The organism is Glaciecola sp. G7-5 (assembly GCF_055808975.1).
This window is the reverse complement of sequence record NZ_CM147892.1, coordinates 3,874,751-3,893,332: the sequence shown is the minus strand read 5'-3', so window position 1 is coordinate 3,893,332 and position 18,582 is coordinate 3,874,751. Positions and strand designations below refer to the sequence as shown.

Annotated in this window: 15 protein-coding genes, 1 tRNA gene and 1 pseudogene; 10 read left to right on the top strand and 7 right to left on the bottom strand. The window is 41.4% G+C overall.

Translation table 11 applies throughout. The features are described 5' to 3' along the window. Window positions 1-194 precede the first annotated feature (194 nt). The gene (locus AC0L6H_RS17165; protein WP_473390411.1) at window positions 195-2,591 is read left to right on the top strand and encodes a zinc-dependent metalloprotease; all 2,397 of its coding nucleotides are present in this window, start codon (window positions 195-197) and stop codon (window positions 2,589-2,591) included. 65 nt (window positions 2,592-2,656) lie between these two features. Here the strand turns inward: AC0L6H_RS17165 and hemN are convergent, their stop codons facing one another. Beyond that, a complete protein-coding gene (gene hemN / locus AC0L6H_RS17160) occupies window positions 2,657-4,039 on the bottom strand; it encodes an oxygen-independent coproporphyrinogen III oxidase (RefSeq protein ID WP_473390410.1) in 1,383 nt (460 codons plus the stop codon). 204 nt (window positions 4,040-4,243) lie between these two features. Here hemN and AC0L6H_RS17155 point away from each other — a divergent pair, with 204 nt between their 5' ends. From AC0L6H_RS17155 to AC0L6H_RS17145, 3 genes are read left to right on the top strand one after another with little or no spacing between them, the layout of a single operon-like run. Then, window positions 4,244-4,912 (top strand): histidine phosphatase family protein, encoded by a 669-nt coding sequence (locus tag AC0L6H_RS17155; RefSeq protein WP_473390408.1) that lies wholly within the window; start codon window positions 4,244-4,246, stop codon window positions 4,910-4,912. A gap of 20 nt (window positions 4,913-4,932) precedes the next feature. Then, the gene (locus AC0L6H_RS17150; protein WP_473390407.1) at window positions 4,933-6,165 is read left to right on the top strand and encodes an acyl-CoA dehydrogenase family protein; all 1,233 of its coding nucleotides are present in this window, start codon (window positions 4,933-4,935) and stop codon (window positions 6,163-6,165) included. A gap of 2 nt (window positions 6,166-6,167) precedes the next feature. Then, on the top strand, window positions 6,168-7,142 hold the full coding sequence (locus AC0L6H_RS17145; protein ID WP_473390405.1) for an NADPH:quinone oxidoreductase family protein: 975 nt from the start codon (window positions 6,168-6,170) through the stop codon (window positions 7,140-7,142). A 129-nt stretch (window positions 7,143-7,271) separates the two neighbouring features. On the opposite strand, the gene AC0L6H_RS17140 is transcribed toward AC0L6H_RS17145, so the two are convergent. From AC0L6H_RS17140 to AC0L6H_RS17130, 3 genes are all read right to left on the bottom strand, one after another. Next, the gene (locus AC0L6H_RS17140; RefSeq protein WP_473394569.1) at window positions 7,272-7,661 is read right to left on the bottom strand and encodes a DUF3718 domain-containing protein; all 390 of its coding nucleotides are present in this window, start codon (window positions 7,659-7,661) and stop codon (window positions 7,272-7,274) included. A gap of 241 nt (window positions 7,662-7,902) precedes the next feature. Beyond that, window positions 7,903-8,667 (bottom strand): SDR family NAD(P)-dependent oxidoreductase, encoded by a 765-nt coding sequence (locus tag AC0L6H_RS17135; RefSeq protein WP_473390404.1) that lies wholly within the window; start codon window positions 8,665-8,667, stop codon window positions 7,903-7,905. A 4-nt stretch (window positions 8,668-8,671) separates the two neighbouring features. Beyond that, entirely contained in the window at window positions 8,672-9,568 is an 897-nt protein-coding gene (locus AC0L6H_RS17130; RefSeq protein WP_473390403.1) for a haloalkane dehalogenase, read from the bottom strand. Window positions 9,569-9,813: 245 nt separating this feature from the next. On the opposite strand from AC0L6H_RS17130, the pseudogene AC0L6H_RS17125 reads away from it, so the two are divergent. Next, window positions 9,814-11,911: pseudogene (locus tag AC0L6H_RS17125) on the top strand (3-hydroxyacyl-CoA dehydrogenase NAD-binding domain-containing protein). Window positions 11,912-11,944: 33 nt separating this feature from the next. After that, entirely contained in the window at window positions 11,945-13,744 is a 1,800-nt protein-coding gene (locus AC0L6H_RS17120) for an acyl-CoA dehydrogenase C-terminal domain-containing protein (protein WP_473390402.1), read from the top strand. Between the two features lie 103 nt (window positions 13,745-13,847). On the opposite strand, the gene AC0L6H_RS17115 is transcribed toward AC0L6H_RS17120, so the two are convergent. From AC0L6H_RS17115 to AC0L6H_RS17105, 3 genes are all read right to left on the bottom strand, one after another. Further along, window positions 13,848-14,252 (bottom strand): DUF3718 domain-containing protein, encoded by a 405-nt coding sequence (locus AC0L6H_RS17115; protein WP_473390400.1) that lies wholly within the window; start codon window positions 14,250-14,252, stop codon window positions 13,848-13,850. Window positions 14,253-14,350: 98 nt separating this feature from the next. Further along, complete coding sequence (locus AC0L6H_RS17110; RefSeq protein ID WP_473390399.1) at window positions 14,351-14,749, bottom strand: DUF3718 domain-containing protein; 399 nt, start codon at window positions 14,747-14,749, stop codon at window positions 14,351-14,353. A gap of 118 nt (window positions 14,750-14,867) precedes the next feature. Beyond that, window positions 14,868-15,770: a LysR family transcriptional regulator gene (locus tag AC0L6H_RS17105; RefSeq protein ID WP_473390397.1), complete on the bottom strand. Its 903-nt coding sequence runs from the start codon at window positions 15,768-15,770 to the stop codon at window positions 14,868-14,870. 126 nt (window positions 15,771-15,896) lie between these two features. Between AC0L6H_RS17105 and AC0L6H_RS17100 the strand changes: the two genes are divergently transcribed. The 4 genes from AC0L6H_RS17100 (at window position 15,897) to AC0L6H_RS17085 (ending at window position 18,574) form a co-directional block, all read left to right on the top strand. Beyond that, window positions 15,897-16,340: a MaoC/PaaZ C-terminal domain-containing protein gene (locus AC0L6H_RS17100; RefSeq protein ID WP_473390396.1), complete on the top strand. Its 444-nt coding sequence runs from the start codon at window positions 15,897-15,899 to the stop codon at window positions 16,338-16,340. 59 nt (window positions 16,341-16,399) lie between these two features. Next, on the top strand, window positions 16,400-16,702 hold the full coding sequence (locus tag AC0L6H_RS17095) for a 4a-hydroxytetrahydrobiopterin dehydratase (protein WP_473390395.1): 303 nt from the start codon (window positions 16,400-16,402) through the stop codon (window positions 16,700-16,702). A 138-nt stretch (window positions 16,703-16,840) separates the two neighbouring features. After that, a tRNA-Met gene (locus tag AC0L6H_RS17090) sits at window positions 16,841-16,917 on the top strand. Window positions 16,918-17,134: 217 nt separating this feature from the next. Continuing rightward, a complete protein-coding gene (locus tag AC0L6H_RS17085) occupies window positions 17,135-18,574 on the top strand; it encodes an endo alpha-1,4 polygalactosaminidase (RefSeq protein ID WP_473390393.1) in 1,440 nt (479 codons plus the stop codon). Window positions 18,575-18,582 lie beyond the last annotated feature (8 nt).

Sequence of the window (18,582 nt, the reverse complement as noted above, 5' to 3'; positions counted from 1 at the left end):
CCTTTTACCTTATGTGACAAAGATGCGCGATTAGCCTTGTTTTGCCTCGAAGAACTTCCGTGGTTGTGATCTGCAGACCTAACAAGTATCGTTGATGTATTTACTACGTAATATTAGAATTTTAGTATACGTCATTGAATAAAACGTTCTGTGATTCAGATCAATTGATTAACATAAATAAGGAGTCATTTTTGATGCGCATTTTGAGTGTAGTCGCTTTTGTATTGTTAAGTACTTATACCACAAGCATTTTGTCCCAAGAACCGGAAGAGTTTATGGCAAATAAAACTGTGATGTCAGGGATGATAGATGTTTTACATGATGCCACAAAAGACACTGTTTATTTACGCATAGACAAAGACCAATTGGCCGATGCCTTCATCTTTCAGAGCAGTCTGCCACAAGGGATTGGCTCAAACGATATTGGTTTGGATCGAGGTCAGTTAGGGCAAACTAGACTGGTTAAGTTTGAACGTTTTGGCAATAAAATACTGTTAAAACAAATCAATACGCAATATCGTGCAAACAGCAATAACGCAGCTGAGAAAAAAAGTATAGACGAAGCGTTTGCTGACTCAGTTATCGCGGGTTTTGAAATTAGTGATGAAACAAACGAAAGTTTCGCCATTGATTACACACACTTTTTACAATCTGATATTCACGGTATTTCAGAACGTTTAAGTACGAGTAATCAGGGCGCCTATAGCCTTGATAAAACGCGTTCTGGTATTTACTTAGCACGCACAAAATCCTTTGAAAACAACACCGAACTTGAAGCTTTGGTGACTTTTGGTGGCTCTCCAAAAGGACAATACATCAAAGACGTCACGCCTGATGCAAAAAGTGTGAGTGTGCATTTGCATCATTCCTTCATTGCTTTGCCCGATGACGGCTATCAGGTACGGGCCTTTCACCCTTATTCTGGGTTTTGGAAGCATAGCTATATCGATTATTCCGTCCCAATTGAAGCTCCCATGGAACAACGTTTTATTCCACGCCACCGCCTAAGCAAAGTGAACCCAAACGCAGATAAAAGCGAAGCCCTTGAGCCAATTGTTTATTATTTAGACCCCGGTATACCAGAGCCAGTGATGAGTGCGCTTAAAGAAGGTGCTTTGTGGTGGAATCAAGCATTTGAAGCGGCAGGCTATATTAATGCTTTCCAAGTAAAAGTATTACCCGATGATGCAGACCCAATGGATGTTAACTACAACGTTATCCAGTGGGTGCACAGGGCAACTCGTGGTTGGTCGTACGGTAGTTCTGTCATTGACCCACGGACAGGAGAGATTATTAAAGGACATGTCACATTAGGTAGCTTGAGAGTTAGACAAGATTATTTAATTGCAACCGGTTTTACTGCACCCTATGTGGAGCTTGAACAAGGCCAAGTGCATGACACAAGCAAAGAACTTGAACTAGCGCTAAATAGAATCAAACAACTTTCTGCACACGAAGTTGGTCATACCCTGGGCATAGCACATAATTTTGCTGCTAGTGAAAATGATCGCGCTTCGGTAATGGACTATCCTCATCCTTTAATTGAATTAAAAAACAATACTATAGATATTTCTAATGCCTACGCGGATGGCATTGGAGAATGGGATAAATACACGATTGCCTATGGTTACCAAGATTTTGCGCAAAACCTTGATGAAACCGATATGCTGAGCAGTTTAGTAAATGGCGCGATTGCTAAAGGCTATTTATACAAATCAGATCCAGATGCTAGAACGCCAAAACGCGCTTCTGCAAATGGACATTTATGGGACAATGGCAGTAGCCCTATTGATGAGTTTAAACGTGTCACTGAGCTTCGCCGTTTTGCACTGGATAATTTTGGCAGCGCTAATTTACCGCTAAATGAGAATTTTTCTGACTTAGAGAGAAGACTTGTTCCCTTGTATTATGCTCATCGTTATCAACTCGATGCATTAGTTAAGCAAATTTCTGGTGTGAACTATACCTATGCAGTCAAACAAAATACAAAGCCGACGCCGGTGAGTTTTGTGGATGGTGAAAAGCAGTCCGAAGCACTCGACCTTATGTTAGAGAGTGCGGGCGCCGATTATTTGCGCCTACCTAATCGTATTATTGAACTAATACCACCAAAAGCCTATGGCAGTACACGTTCAAGAGAAAGTATGCCCAGTAGAATGGGGATTGCCTTTGATCCTATTAGCGCTGCTGAATCAATTTCGGCCTATTCGCTTACTATTTTACTCCAAGGCGAACGTCTTAATCGCTTAGCCTTTCAGCATGCAAGCGATGATAACATTCCTTCAGTGCAGAAAGTCAGTGAACTCCTGTTTACACGCTTAATTAAAAACAACGACAAAGACGTACTTACGCAACGCATCAAGCTTATTGCACTATCTGTCTTTTTTGACACATTAAACGACAGTGAATTGAGTGGCGATGTGAAATTAGAGATGCAAAAAACAGTGATGGACTATCAAAAATGGTTGGATAAGTACGACAATAAGTTAGCCAATAAAGTATTGCTTAAGCATGTTGAACACTATTGGGAACATGGTGTTTGGCCGATGTCACTTAAGATAAAAGCATTGCCACCGGGCTCACCCATATAGCCTACTTATAACGTTGAGTAAGGATGTGCCGGTAAATAATTGCAATATTTACCGGCTTTTTACATTTAGATGACGCGACTGTATCGACGCAGATGTGCGGGTGACTCAATATATTGATCAAAACTCATACAAATGTTACGCACTAACAATCGACCTCTTGCATGAATAGTAATACTCGTTTCGTCGTTGGTGATTAGATTGTCGTCTTCAAAAGGCTGTAGTTGTGCTAAATTATCTGCAAAGAAACTATCGAAGTGAATATGATACTTTTTTTCAAAGGCTTTTTTGTCGACAAAAAAATTGCACATCAATTGATTGATAAGCCCGCGATGAATCACGTCATCTTGGCTAAGACTGATACCTTTTTCAATGAGCGGCTGTTTACCGTCAATGGCGCGATAATAGTCCCCTAAGCTTTTAACGTTTTGTGCATAGGCGGTACCTAAACTACTAATAGACGACACGCCTAAACCTAATAAGCAATCTGCTTGGTCTGTTGTATATCCTTGGAAATTTCTACCCAAACTGCGCTCTTTTGCTGCAATGCTAAGTTCATCAGTTTGTTTAGCAAAATGGTCCATGCCAATAAATTCATAACCTAAATTACATAAAGTATTAATGGCTTGTCTAAAAAGAGAGAACTTTAGATCGGCACAAGGCATCCATTGCTCTTTAATTTTGCGTTGGGCCGGGAATAAGTTTGGCATGTGAGCATAGCTGAACAAGGAAATCCTGTCTGGGTCCATGCGTTCAACTTCAATCAATGTTTTTTCTAAGCTTGACTCATCTTGTCCAGGGAGCCCATAAATTAAATCTATATTGACTGAGGCAAAGCCAACCACTTTTGCTCTTGCAATGAGTTCTCGTATAAAGGTGGTACTTTGAACACGGTTTATTTTTTCTTGAACCGATTTATTGACATCTTGCACCCCTATGCTCAGCCTATTAAAACCAACTGCATAGAGTTCGTTGACGTAATCTAAGCTTATTCGCCTAGGATCTACTTCGATGCTTTGTTCTATATCGTTGGAAAAGTTAAAGTGTTGACGGGCTTCTTGCAGTAAATCGTCTAGTTGCCGTGCGCTTAAGAAGCTTGGTGTACCTCCGCCAAAATGCACGTTATTAACAACAAAGCCATCAAACTTACTGGCTCGTGTTCGAATTTCTTTTTTCAAATAAGATAAATATTGCGCAACTTTATCTTCATTTCGCGTCACAATTTTATTGCAGCCACAGTAATAACAAAGAGAATGACAAAAGGGGATATGCAGGTAGAGTGAAAGCGAAGGATTTTTCCCCTCACTGTTAACACATGAGATACTACGTGTAAAATCGCTATCGGTAAATTCAGACGAAAAGGCGACCGCGGTTGGATATGAGGTATAACGCGGTCCAGTCGTGTTGTATTTATTTAATATTTTTTTGTCAAAAAACTCAGCAACGCTCATATATTTAGCTCAAAACTATTGATGGAGCTTACTTTACCAGCGTTTTAGTTATATTTACTTGATCTATATTAATGAATAGTGACTTTCTACTGCAGACTAGCAAGCGCTATATTTTCAACTAATAAGACTATATCAACATAATCAATTACTCTTATACTCATAAACCTATTAACCTTCCAATAACAATACTCGACAGGCAAAACAATGGCGCAAATGTATTTGGTACGTCATGCACAGGCTTCTTTTGGGGCAAAAGACTACGACAAATTAAGTGATTTAGGGCATCAACAGGCTGCTTTACTCGGGGACTATTTTGCCGAGCGTGGGCAATCATTCGATATAGTTGTTACTGGTGATATGCTAAGGCACAAACAAACCGCAATGGGCATTCTTAGGTCTGGGCAAGAAAATAAAATTATAACGGATAATTGCTGGAATGAGTTTAACTTTGAAACCATTGTCGCGGCTTTTTTAGCTGCACATCCAGACCGTAAACCGGCACCATCATCTCCTCGGAGTGAATGGTATAAGGTATTAAAAAGTGCCATGTTAGCGTGGTCACAAGATGAATTAATACTGAGTGGCGGCGAAACCTGGTTACAATTTTGCGAGCGTGTAAAAAAAGGCGCTGAATTTATTCGTCAAGGCAGTCACAAAAACGCATTAGTCGTGAGTTCTGGCGGCGCTATGGCCGTATTTTTGATGGCACTTCTTAATACCTCTGTAGAACAAGCGATTGCCTTTAACTTGCAAATAAAAAATACCAGTGTGAGTCAGTTTTACTTTAACAAACAAAATTTTCAATTAAATAGTTTCAATAATGTTCCTCATTTAGATACGCCAAAACATATAGCGAAAATAACCTATAGCTAATGTGTGGCAAGGAGAAAATAATGAATTTTGACCATAGTCCCAAAGTCCAAGCTTTAATGGATAAACTATCTGCATTTATGGACCAAGAAATATACCCAATTGAAGATAGATATCATGATTTAGTGGCGAACAATAGCGACCGTTGGCAAACGCCAGAACTAATGGAGTCTTTAAAGGCAAAGGCAAAAGAACAGGGCTTATGGAACCTTTTTTTGCCCAAAGAATATCTACCGTACGGTGCGGGGCTAAGTAACCTTGAGTATGCTCCACTATGCGAATTAATGGGCAGAGTGTTATGGAGCTCCGAGGTCTTTAACTGTAGTGCACCTGACACGGGAAATATGGAAGTCCTCGCAAAATATGGCACCCAAGCGCAAAAAGAAACATGGCTAAAGCCCTTATTAGATGGCGAAATACGCTCTGCATTTGCGATGACCGAGCCGGCCGTTGCTTCTTCTGATGCGACCAATATTGAAACCAGTATTAAAGACAAGGGCGATCACTATGAAATAAATGGACGTAAGTGGTATACCAGTGGCGCGATGAATAATAATTGTAAAATAATGATCGTGATGGGTAAAACCGATCCAAGTGCAGCTCGTCATGCCCAACAATCACAAATATTGGTGGCAATGGATACACCGGGCGTGACGATTGTAAGAGCAATGTCTGCAATGGGGTATTTAGATGAACCCATTGGTCATGCTGAAGTCTTATTTGAAAATGTGAAAGTACCCAAAGAAAATCTTATCTTAGGAGAAGGAAGAGGTTTTGAAGTAGCGCAAGGTAGACTCGGCCCTGGCCGCATCCATCATTGCATGCGCTTGATTGGCTGCGCTCAGCGAGCCCTCGATATGGCGTGCGAAAGAGTAGAGCAACGTATTGCATTTGGGCAAGCCTTAAGTAAACAGCAGTCGGTTCGCGAAAGTATTTCTCAGATGTATTGCAAAATAGAACAAGCACGACTGTTGACGCTAAAAGCGGCTGATAATATGGATAAATACGGTAATAAAGTAGCTAAAAATATTATTGCCGCAATTAAAATAGTCGCACCGAAAATGGCATGCGAAGTCATTGATGAATCGATTCAGATCCATGGTGCAGCAGGCACGTCGCAAGATACGACCTTATCTGCTACGCTGGCATATGCGCGCACAATTAGGTTAGCAGACGGGCCAGATCAAGTACATATGATGCAATTAGGAAAAAACTTGGTGGTGGGTCACAACAAACAAGCACTAAAAAAGGGCTAAGTATGAAAGCGATTTTATGTAATGCATTTGGGCCAATAGCTGATTTAACTTACGAAGAAGTTCCCACACCTAGCGCTGGGAAAGGACAAGTTGTAGTTGATGTTGAAGCATCTGGCGTTAATTTCCCTGATAGCTTACTTGTACAAGGGCTTTATCAAATGAAACCTGAGCTTCCCTTTATTCCGGGTAGCGAGGTGGCGGGGATAATCAGTGAAATTGGAGAAGGCGTCCCGTATTTAAAAGTAGGGATGAAGGTAATCGGTATTTGTCAATTGGGCGGCTATGCCGAAAAAGTAGCTATACCATGTAATCAAGTTATGCCCATCCCTGATTCAATTCCAATATCAGAAGCGGCTGGCCTAGTCACGGCTCATGCGACTGCGCATCACGCATTAAAACAGCGTGCCCTATTGCGTGAAGGCGAAACACTCTTAGTAACAGGCGCCGCAGGCGGTACTGGTTTAGCCGCCGTGCAGATTGGTAAAATTTTGGGAGCGAAGGTTATCGCAGTTTGCTCAAGTGACGAAAAATGTGAGGTTGCAAAGCAAAATGGCGCTGACATAACAATTAACTACACCGAACAAGACCTCAAGGAGACAGTAAAAGCCTTAACTAAGGGGAAGGGTGTAGATGTAGTTTATGAATGTGTAGGCGCAGACATGTTCCATACTTGCTCAAGGTTAATGGCATGGGCAGGGCGCTTGTTGGTCGTTGGATTTGCCGGTGGCGAGATACCTAAGTTTGCGGTAAATCTAGCACTTGTTAAAGGGTTTTCGCTTGTTGGTGTATTTTGGGGTTCGTTTACCCAGCATCAGCCACAAGATTTTATGATGAATATGAAAGAACTGATAGCTTGGTACACCGAAGGTAAAGTTAAGGTCGTTATAGACGAGACCTTCGCACTTGAAAATGCGGTAGGCGCGATACAAAAAGTTACCTCAAGGGCGGTAAAAGGCAAAGTGATTTTAGTGCCTTAAAAAAACTTTCGGCTGGTGCAAAAGCACGAATTACAAGCAAAAAAAGTGACCCCCGGGGAGGAGGTCACGAAATGGCAAAGTCTCCTTTGCCTACCATGTTGAACTGGTTATCAACAAGGTGATAAGAGCTTACATTCTGTCCTTTACTACTAACGCTATATCTGATTCGCCATAGCCTTGCTCGTTAATCCACGTTAGTAATGTTTTTCCGTCTTTCTCTGGCGTGGTTAAAAGCTTTTTTGGCATCTTTTTAACCAACAATGTACCTGTTTTAGTCGACTCGTTAAGTAATGCAACTCGAATCAAACTGTTGCCACCACAGGTAACGGCGCCATAGTAATCTTTGAGTTTTACGGAGTAATCCGATTGCACTCGTCTCATTTTTTTACGTAATTCGCTTTTGTCGTCTGCTTTCACAATTGCGCAGATGTTTGCTAATGCTTCTTCGACCTGAGCGTTCGCCAAGTTTGAGAAACAGCAACATGCAATCGCTAAAGTAGGTACAAGTAATTTTTTCAACATGATACTTTCCCGAACTTGGTTGTTGTCTTGGGATTAAATATACAAAAGAAAGAGGTGGTGAAAAGATACGCAAGCAATACCGGCGTATTGGGCTTTATACGGATAAAAGTTAAGTCTATGTATTTATGATGTTTATTTCTGTGTATCAATAGCAAACAAAATGTTTGCTATTGATAAAAAAATGTGGAATCACGAAATTAAGCCTTGCAACGGACAAATTACTCGTGTTTTTGAGTCTCTACCATGCGGTCACACCGCCATCAATGGCTATTGTTTGTCCATTCATATAAGTATTGCCAGGCGACAATATAAGAATCATAACATTAACAATCTCATCTACGGTGCTGATACGCTTCATTGGGCTACCCATTCCCAGCTTTTGTTTTTCAGCTTCTGAATGCAAGCCCTCTATATTCATAATATCGGTTGGGCTAAAGAAGGGGCAGATAGCATTGCAGCGCACATTATAGCGACCATATTCAACAGCACCTGTGCGAGTTAAGCCAACCACGGCATGCTTTGCAGCACTGTAGGCAGCTCCTTTTGGTGTGCCACCAAGCCCAGCTAAAGAACTAATATTAAGTATATGGCCATGGCCTTGTTTGAGCATCGCTTGGACTTGATGCTTCATACCAAATGCAACACCTTTCACGTTAATATCAAATTGACGATCAAAAATGTCGTTGGTCATTTGGTGCAGAGCAGCTTGTTTATGGGCTATCCCAGCATTATTAACTGCGATGGTAAGCTCTCCAAAATGTTTAAGCGCGGCTGCAACCATGCTCTGGGCGCTTTCTTCTAGCGCTACGTCAAGGGTAAGGGTGACACAATCTTGGGGCGCGCTAAGCATAGATTTGGTCTCAGACAAACCTTGTTCGTTTACATCGCTTAAAACTAATCTACATCCTCGTGCGTTCAAAGCGATTGCCAGAGCCCGACCAAAGCCTGAAGAAGCACCGGTAATGATGGCTGTTTGCTTACTAAAATCTAATAATTTATCCATATATTTACTCTTTAAAACAGTTAATTGCTAAGGTAATTAGTTCATGCGAACAATCTTCTTGTAAAAAGTGACCACCATTTTTTATAATCGTATGTTGCTGACCTTTGCAACCAGGGATTTTGCGCTGAAATATTTTTTCGCCGCCACGCGTAATGGGATCATTGTCACTAAATACAGTTAAAAATGGTTTCTTGAATTCTGCTAAGACCTCCCAAGCGCCCCGATTATTTATAGCTTCAGGATCATCTTCAGTTGTTGGAACTAACATTGGAAAGCTGCGCGCTGCTGCTTTGAAACGATCATTTACAAAGGGCGCGTTGTAAGCAGCAATGACCTCGTCAATGATATCTTTGTGGGTTGCATTTTGAATGATTGCGCCAATGTCAAAACGTTCGCTGGTTTGAGAATATGCTTGCCACGCTAAAAATGCTTTGGAGGGTGTTTGCTCACCGGTTGGTAACATAGTGTTGGCAGCTACAACAGCGGCATATTGACCAGGCGCTTGAGCAACAAGACGCAAACCTAGTAGTCCACCCCAATCTTGGCAAATTAAATGAATGTCATGTAAGTCTAGTTTGCTAATTAAGCGGCCCAACCAATTTAGATGGTTTTTGTAGGTATAGGCGCCAGGGTCGGCGTACTTGTCTGATTTGCCAAAACCAATTAGGTCAGGTGCGATAACTCTATAACCGGTTGCTGCCGCTTCGTTTATCATATTTCGATATAGATAACTCCAACTTGGCTCGCCATGCAGCATCAATATAATCGGGCCAGTTTTAGGACCGTAGTCAACGTAATGCATTAATAAGGCATGCGTATCGCCTACGTCTTGATAGTTAGCTTGAAAACTGTATCCGGGTAAATTTTCAAAGCAGGATTCAGGGGTTTTTAGAATCTCCATATGTTCGCAACCATCTGATTGTTTAGTTTACATAATGTTAACATCATGGCGTGCTTTATAAAAATGTGCCAATCACAAAAATCAATAAACTTTAATAAGCGCTGCGGTCATTTAATCAGATTATTCTACGCATAATCAAACTTGCTTATTCAGGAGTATAACAGCAATAAATTAGTGGATATTGCCGACTTGTTTTAGTCTTTTGCTATCAATTTAATAATGCTCAAAACACAACGGTGATGAAAATGAATGTGGTTAATCACGTAATAAATGAAAACATTTGCGTAATTAGTATGGCAAATAAGCCAGTAAACGCCTTATCAAAAGCACTAAGGATAGGGCTTATTGACGCAATGACCGCTGCGCTAGAAAATACTACGGTCGAGGCGATTGTTATTACCAGTGAACTTGCCTTGTTCAGCGCTGGCGCTGATATAACTGAATTCTCTGGTGGTGATTTATCACCGATGTTGCCTGAGGTTTTGGCGGTCATCGAAAATAGCAGCAAACCGGTTGTCGCGGCCCTAAACGGTGGTGCCTTTGGTGGAGGACTTGAATTAGCCTTAGCATGTCACTATCGGGTAACAAGCGAGCACAATCGCGTGGGGCTACCAGAGGTTCATTTGGGCATTTTACCAGGAGCCGGTGGCACGCAGCGGTTGCCGCGCCTGATTGCAGCACAAAAAGCATTGCAAATGATTGTAACGGGAGCACCCACGCCAGTGAAAAGCATCAACGAGCTGTTTGTTAACATCGTTGCGGCTAATGAACTATTACCGGAAGCGATACAAACGGCTAAAGATGCCATTGGTAAAACGATTCCAGCCACAAGTAAAATCGCATTATCGCCTAGTAAAGAGATTGAAGAACTTTGTGTGCAAACATCGGCAATGGTGAAGGCGAAATCCCGTGGCTTCTTCGCACCACAAAAATGTATCGATGCGGTGCAAGCAGCCTTTCAACTCCCTTTTGAGGCAGGACTGAAACGCGAAGGTGAATTGTTTATGGAGTGTATGGCAACACCGCAAGCGAGAGCACAACAGCATTTCTTTTTTGCTGAACGTGCGGCAAGTGCACTTCCCCAAATAGCAAAAGATACACCGGTCCGCGCGATAGAAAAGGTCGCGATTATAGGGGCCGGCACTATGGGTGGTGGCATTGCTATGAACTTTGCCAATGCAGGAATTCCTGTTGTGTTACTAGAGTTAGAGCAAGCTGCTTTGGACAAAGGCTTAGCCTTAATTCGTCGTAATTACGAAAATTCAGCGAAAAAAGGTAAGTTAAGTCAGCAGCAAGTTGAGCAAAGAATGTCGCTACTTAGCGGCACAACTAGCTATGACGACCTTTGTGATGTAGACCTCGTAATAGAAGCGGTCTTTGAGAAAATGTCGGTTAAGAAACAAGTTTTCCAAGCACTTGATAAAGTGTGCAAGCCTGGCGCTATTTTAGCCAGTAACACGTCTACATTAGATCTCAGACGAAATTGCAGAGTGCGTTTCTAGGCCACAAGATGTAATTGGACTGCACTTTTTCTCGCCAGCCAATGTAATGAAGCTGCTTGAAATAGTGCAAGGAGCGAAAACCGCAGATGATGTGATAAAAACGTCAATGAAGCTAGCTAAAACAATCAAGAAAGTGGGTGTTCTTGTAGGCGTTTGCTTTGGCTTTGTCGGTAACCGCATGATTGAGGTATATGGGCGTGAAGCGGGCCGTTTAATGCTTGAAGGCGCAAGCCCTGAGCAAATTGATAAGGTTATCTATGATTTTGGCCTACCGATGGGTCCGTTCACAATGGGTGATATGGCTGGTTTAGATATAGGTTACTTTGTGAGGCAATCTCGCCAAGAGTTTATTAGCCATGACCCATCCTACTGCACCGTGTCTGATGAGTTAGTCGAAGCCGGCAGAGTCGGACTTAAAGTAGGCAAAGGCGTATATTTGTACGAGCAGGGGAGTCGTACTCCAATCCCAGATCCTAGTGTCATGGACATTGCCAAGCGCCGAGCAAAAGAACTAGGCATAGCGCAACGTGAAATTAGCGATGAGGAAATTATTGAACGGTGTATTTATCCGCTAATAAATGAAGGTGCAAACATTCTGGCTGAGGGCATAGCGCAGCGGTCAAGTGATATTGATGTGATTTACGTTTACGGCTATGGCTTCCCAGTATATCGAGGGGGCCCCATGCAATATGCTGACGAAATTGGATTAGACCACGTTTTGGCGCGTATGCAGCATTATCACGATTCCTTAGGTGAATATGGCAAGCATTGGTTCACGCCATCGCCACTTTTGTTAGAACTTGTCCAGAAAGGCCAGAAATTCTCAGCTTACAAAGCATAATCAACATAATAAATTAATGATATAGGTATACAAATGCAAAATTATAAAGCTCCCCAGCGAGACACAATGTTCATTACTCACGAGCTTCTAGATATGCAAGCACACTATCAAAAGCTTGGTTTTGACGAGGTCAGCGAAGATCTTGTCAAGGCTATTTATAACGAAGCGGGCAAATTTGCTGAAAATGTATTGGCACCGATAAATGCGATTGGCGATCAGCAGGGGTGTAAAATAGATGATGGTGTTGTCACCACGCCTGATGGTTTTAAAGAAGCTTACGCAACCTATGTTGAAGGCGGGTGGCCATCGATGGCACACCCAGAAGAGTTTGGAGGACAAGCGCTACCTTATTCACTAGCAACCTCAATGGCTGAATGGTTTTCAGGTGCAAATCACTCTTGGGCGATGTACCCAGGTTTAAGCCAAGGGTGTATGGAAACACTAAAAAGCCATGGTACGAAAGAACAGCAAGACATGTTTTTGTACAAGTTAATAGAGGGCTCTTGGACTGGTACTATGTGTTTAACTGAGCCGCATTGTGGCTCGGACTTAGGTATGCTGAAATGTAAAGCTGAACCAAATGACGATGGCACTTATCGTCTCACCGGCACAAAAATATTTATTTCAGCAGGTGAGCACGATATGTCAGAGAATATTATTCATATCGTTTTAGCAAGGCTTCCCGATGCGCCCGCAGGCACACGCGGAATCTCATTATTTATTGTGCCTAAGTACAACCTCGACGAGAACGGAGAGGTCGGCGAGCGTAACACCGTCAAATGTGGTTCACTTGAACACAAAATGGGCATTAAAGGCAGTGCAACCTGCGTCATGAACTTTGATGCGGCAAAGGCGCATTTAATTGGTCAGCCTAATCGTGGCTTAAATTGCATGTTCACATTTATGAATGTTGCCCGCATTGGTACTGGAGTAGAAGGCTTGTCAGCAATTGAAGCAGCTTTTCAAGGTGCACTCAGCTACGCGCAAGACCGTACACAGTTTCGTGCAATGACTGGCGCTAAAAACCCTGATATGCCGGCAGATCCTATTATTGTTCACCCTGATGTACGCCGTATGTTGCTCACTCAAAAATCTCTAGCTGAAGGCAATAGGGCCTTAGCAATCTATTGCATGCAGCTCGTCGACATTAGCAGTTACAGTCATGATGAAGATGAAAAGAAACTTGCCGAATCAAAATTAGCGCTGTTAACCCCTATTGTTAAGGCCTTTTTGACAGAAACAGCACAGGAAGCAACGAGTTATGGTATGCAGGTTTATGGAGGCCATGGCTACATCGCTGAATGGGGTATGGAGCAATTAGCCCGTGATACACGTATTTGCACGATGTATGAAGGCACAACCGGTATTCAAGCGATTGATTTGTTAGCGCGCAAAATCATGGGGTCAAATGGTGAGTTATTGAATATATTCACCAAGGAAATAAAAGAATACTGCGCCAAAGTAAGAAGTGAATCTCAATTTACCACATGGATCAATGCAATTGATTCTCACGTAGATGAATGGCTACAAATGACTAAAGACATTGGCCAAGTGGCAGCAAAAAATCCTGATGAGTTAGGCGCTGCGTCGGTAGATTATTTAATGTATGCAGGCTACATAACGGTTGCTTATTTTTGGTTGCAAATGGCGGTCGTGGCGCAGCGTAAATTAGATGAAGGCAGCGAAGAAATCGCATTTTATGAAGCAAAAATTCATACCGCTAAATTTTACTTTGATCGCATGTTGACGCGCACCCGTTCGTTAGTATCAGCGATACATTCAGGTTCTGATAACTTGATGAACATGGACGTTGAGTTGTTCAAAGTAGGCTAAGCGTGCTACTTTGTTAGCTGACAAAAACTAAAAAAGGTGAACATTTGTTCACCTTTTTATTTTTGCTCAATATTCCCTAGCAAGCATGCTGAGTTCTCAGCAATCAGGAAGCTCTACTTTTTACTTCGCTTGCAATAAGTGAGTTCGACAATCCTTTTGCTTCAATCCATGCTGACAGCAACATACCGTCATATTCTGGTTCATTTAGTTTCGATTTTGATAACTTTTTCACCAAAAAAACACCAGTATCAGCTGCATCACTTAGCAGAGCCGTTCTTATAAGGCTGTTGCCGTCGCATGTTATTCCATCGTAGTAGTCTGATAATCGAAGATTGAAGTTGCTTTGAACCCCCTTCAATTTTTTGCGTAATTCAGACTTGTCATTTGCTTTAACAATGTTGCAAATATTTGCTAGTTCATCTTCAATAGCCGCATTTGCGCTCTGAGAAAGCATACTAAGACTACTTAAGATTGTGGTTGCTACAAGGATTTTAGATAATTTTAACATTAGCGTGCTACCGCGCATTTACTGCGCATAAAAGTATTGATTGGACACTATTTTAAGCGCGCACAGTAGTACCTGCGGCGCATAAAACAATGGGTTAATTAGATTTTTTCGCTCACTTCTGCGGCGATAGGTGAGTCAGAAAAGCCTTTGGATTCAATCCAAGCGGTAAGCGCAATGCCATCTTCCTCGGGTTCTCTTAGCTTAGATTTAGGTAATTTTTTTACTAAAAGGGTGCCAGCATCTACCGCATCACTTATCAATGCAAACCTGATCAAGCTATTACCATCACATTGGATGCCTTCATAGTAATCACCTAAACGAAGTCTATAACTTTTTTGTACGTTCTTCATTTTTTTGCGAAGTTCGCCTTTGTCATTGGCTTTAACAATGTTACAAATATTTGCAAGCGCGTCTTCGATACTCGCATGAGCTGGAAGCGCTACAAAACTTGTGGCAGCAATAAATGATGACGCAAATAATATATTTTTTAAGTTCATGGTAAACCTATCTATTTTGTTTATGGTTTACTCAAGATACCTTTAAATAGCGAAAGAGTGTGCCTACTATTCATAATTAGGTATATTAATCCATAACTACACTAGACAAGGGACTACATCAGGTAGGATTATAAGCTTTGGCGACTTCTGCAATTTGTTCTCGCATCCATTTGTGAGCGGCATCATGATCGGCACTTAAATGCCAATACAAATAATATTCTATTCGTGGTGATTCAAAAGGTAACTCATACATTGCTAAATCATAATGCTTTGCTAAGTGATAAGGGATACAGCCAATGAGATCTGATTTTGAAATTGCACTTGGAACCGTCAAAAAATGCTGGCCACGCATAACGATATGACGTTTTTTTCCTAGTTTATCGAGCGCAATATCGATTGGGCCTGCGCCAGTACGTCGTTGTGAAACATGAATATGCCCCAGTTTTAGAAAATCATCCATTGTCATTTCGTTTTTGACAACAGGATGATTTTTCCTAGCAAGCACCACGAGCCGGTCAGTGGCGATGACTTGTTTTTTCAAATGTATGTCGGTGAAGGTAGATGCGTCAGCATAGAAATCTAGATTGCCGCTGGCCATCGACGATACGATGTGTTCACGGCCTACCTCATAATTCGTCAATGTGATGTTTGGGGCAAGGTGCTGCAATCTAGCCAAGAGCCTTGGCATAATGCTCACCTCTAGCAAATCACGACTGGCAAAGTTAAAAGCTTTTGTCGAGGTTTCAGGCTCAAATATATGGCTTTGTTGTACACTTTTACGCAATAAACCTAGGGCTTCACGGGCAGGAACAATGATGTTTTGTGCGACGGGCGTTGGCGTCATTGAATGACCGGTTCTCACAAATAGGGGGTCGTTTAACATATCACGTAAACGAGCTAAGGAATTACTGACCGCAGGCTGCGTAATACATAAAACATCTGCTGCTTTAGTTAGGCTACCTGCAGTATAAATGGCGTCAAATACAGCAAATAAATTAAGATCGATTCGATGCAGGTTCATAAAAACAAATTCCTAGGTAAACTATCATGGTAATTAATAAGTAATTAACATTATAGTAAAGTTGATGTATAAATCAAATTAATAGTAAAAATACATTTTGATTACAATAACTAATAAGGCGATATCATGGATATTACGCAATTAAGCATAGGAAGTTCACACGAGAGCCCACAATTTCATTGCATTAACCAGCAACAAATCCAAGACTTTGCTGATGCAACGGGTGATCATCAATGGATTCACCTAGATGTGGAGAAATGTAAAAAGTTTAGTCCATATAAAACAACAGTAGCTCACGGCTTTTTAACTCTATCGCTAATGCCACAAATGTTTGCACAATCAATAGAGCTTAATCCGAAAACCACAACTATGATAAACTACGGGATGGAAAATCTACGCTTTATTGAAGCGGTTAGAGTAAATGACAAAATTAAATATATGTTCACCCTAGTAGATATTGAAAGAAAAGGCTTAGGTGAACTATATAAGTTTGAAGGCAAAGTTATTATTGAAGGGCGCGAGAAACCGGCCTTAATCGGCACGTTTTTAACCTTAGTGATTAAAAACTAGCTTCGTAGTTTAAAACACCAAGTTAGACTCAACATCAAACATAGAAATAGGAGCAAAGCATGGCGACTAAGCTAAGTGACAGTGAAATTGAACAACATTTGCAGTTATTAAACGAAAAAGCAGGAGAAGACAAGTGGGTTATAAAAAGCGATAAGCTACATAAGACCTTTACATTCAAAAGCTTTATTCGTGCTTTTGGTTGGATGTCACAAATTGCTATTTGGGCTGAAAAACTAAAACATCACCCTGAATGGTCAAATGTTTATAATAAGGTCGTTATTGACTTGGTTACTCATGATGTGGATGGAATAAGCGAGCTTGATTTCGAGTTGGCCACAAAAATGGAGCTTTTTCGTTCATAAATCGAGCTAATATCGAGGATTTGTGTAAAGTTTAGGCATCTAGAAAAAATAATTATTTTAGCAGTTGCATACTGAACTTTCGTATGTATAATACGCCCCACGTTGAAGAGAGATACTTCTAACGCACCAGAATTCAAGCGCGGGATGGAGCAGTCTGGTAGCTCGTCGGGCTCATAACCCGAAGGTCGTAGGTTCAAATCCTGCTCCCGCAACCACATTAAAAACCACGCATAATTAGCGTGGTTTTTTTCGCCCACTATTTATGAATCTAATAAGCACCTTAGCAATTATTTCATAGTCTAAGCACACGCGTGATTGCCGTGAAATAGGCTATCTTTTTAACTAATTCAATAAGCTAAGTAATCGATGTAAATTGCCGATAAAGGAATGCATAGGAATCCATGATCATTTTTTAACGGATAAATTTACTCAGTGAATTGTTTAACAAGCATTCAAAACGTTGTTCTTTTTATTGCTAAAGCCGCCTGTTGTCGGCTGTCACAGTCGATCTTGATTATTACGCTTGCTATAACTCACAATAGCTTTGCCCAGAGTCAACATGATCGCCTAGAGCAAGCCATAAAAGAAACAAAGTCCATATCTTTCTACTACAATAAGGTTGAAGGACTCAATGATCTTGTCAATTTTGATCGTGTCGTACTCACGCCCCAATTAGTCTCTGACAGACAAATACAAACGATTAAACAAAGTGATACCTTAGTCTTCGCTTATTTAAGTGTGGGTGAGTTTGGCAGCGAAACCCTCCCGGACGATTTATCAGATGACGTTCTGCTTATTAATGAGGCTTGGCAAAGTAAAGTCATGGATCTAGGGTCAGGTGATTGGCAAAGTCACTTGTATACTCGCGCGAAGGCACTTTTAAAAAGAGGGTTTGATGGTATATTCTTAGATACTTTAGATAGCTACCAACTGCTTCCTAAGGCTATAGCTGATAGCGCGCTACAGCAACAGCATCTGCTTGACATCATTAACACTATTCAGCGCTTGCCTGCACCTTCAAATGATCACGCTAAACTGATCCTGAATCGCGGGTTTGACCTTGTTAGTAAACTAAGCACAAAGCCTTATGCTGTTGTTGCTGAATCCATGCATCATGCGTATTTACCGCTTACCGACAGCTATATCAAGGTAAAGGATTCAGATTCTTTATGGTTAGAAAATACCTTAAACAAAATTAAAGCGCTAGGTATAGAGGTCATTGTTATTGACTACGTGCCTGCTAGTGCTAAACCAGCACAAATCGAGGCTGCAAAAACCTTACTAAATAAGGGCTATACGCCTTATATAAGTGATGGCATGTTATATGAGGTGGGGGTTAGCACGATTATCCCAACTGCCAGAAAGGTGCTGGGTTTTTACAATAGTAAGCGGGAATCAAAACGCGCATCTTCTTGCCATCGTATGCTCTCGATGCAAATTGAATACCTCGGATATATTCCACAGTGCCACGACATAAATGCGTTTGATTTCAAAAATGTCGATTTGAACCTTTATGCGGCTGTCACTTTATGGCTTGAGGTTGACGACTATCAAAAATTTCCTGACATTGAGCAATTGATTCACCGAGCTTATAACAATGTGCCGATGTTATTTTTAGGAGGGTTTCCTGATAGTCCTAAAATACAAGCTTTGCTAGGAATTGAAGAGAGGGGCTTGATAAACGCACCCCTTTCACAAGTCAAAGGGCAGCAGTGGACAAACAGCTTTAAAAAGCACACTTTAGCCACTTTGAGCCATCAGATAGCTGGAGTAACACAAAAACAGAGAACCAAGTCGAGGTCGTATTTGAAGATGCAGATGCCACACAAACTGCTTATGTATTTACATCAACTTGGGGCGGAGCGGCATTAAGGCCTTTT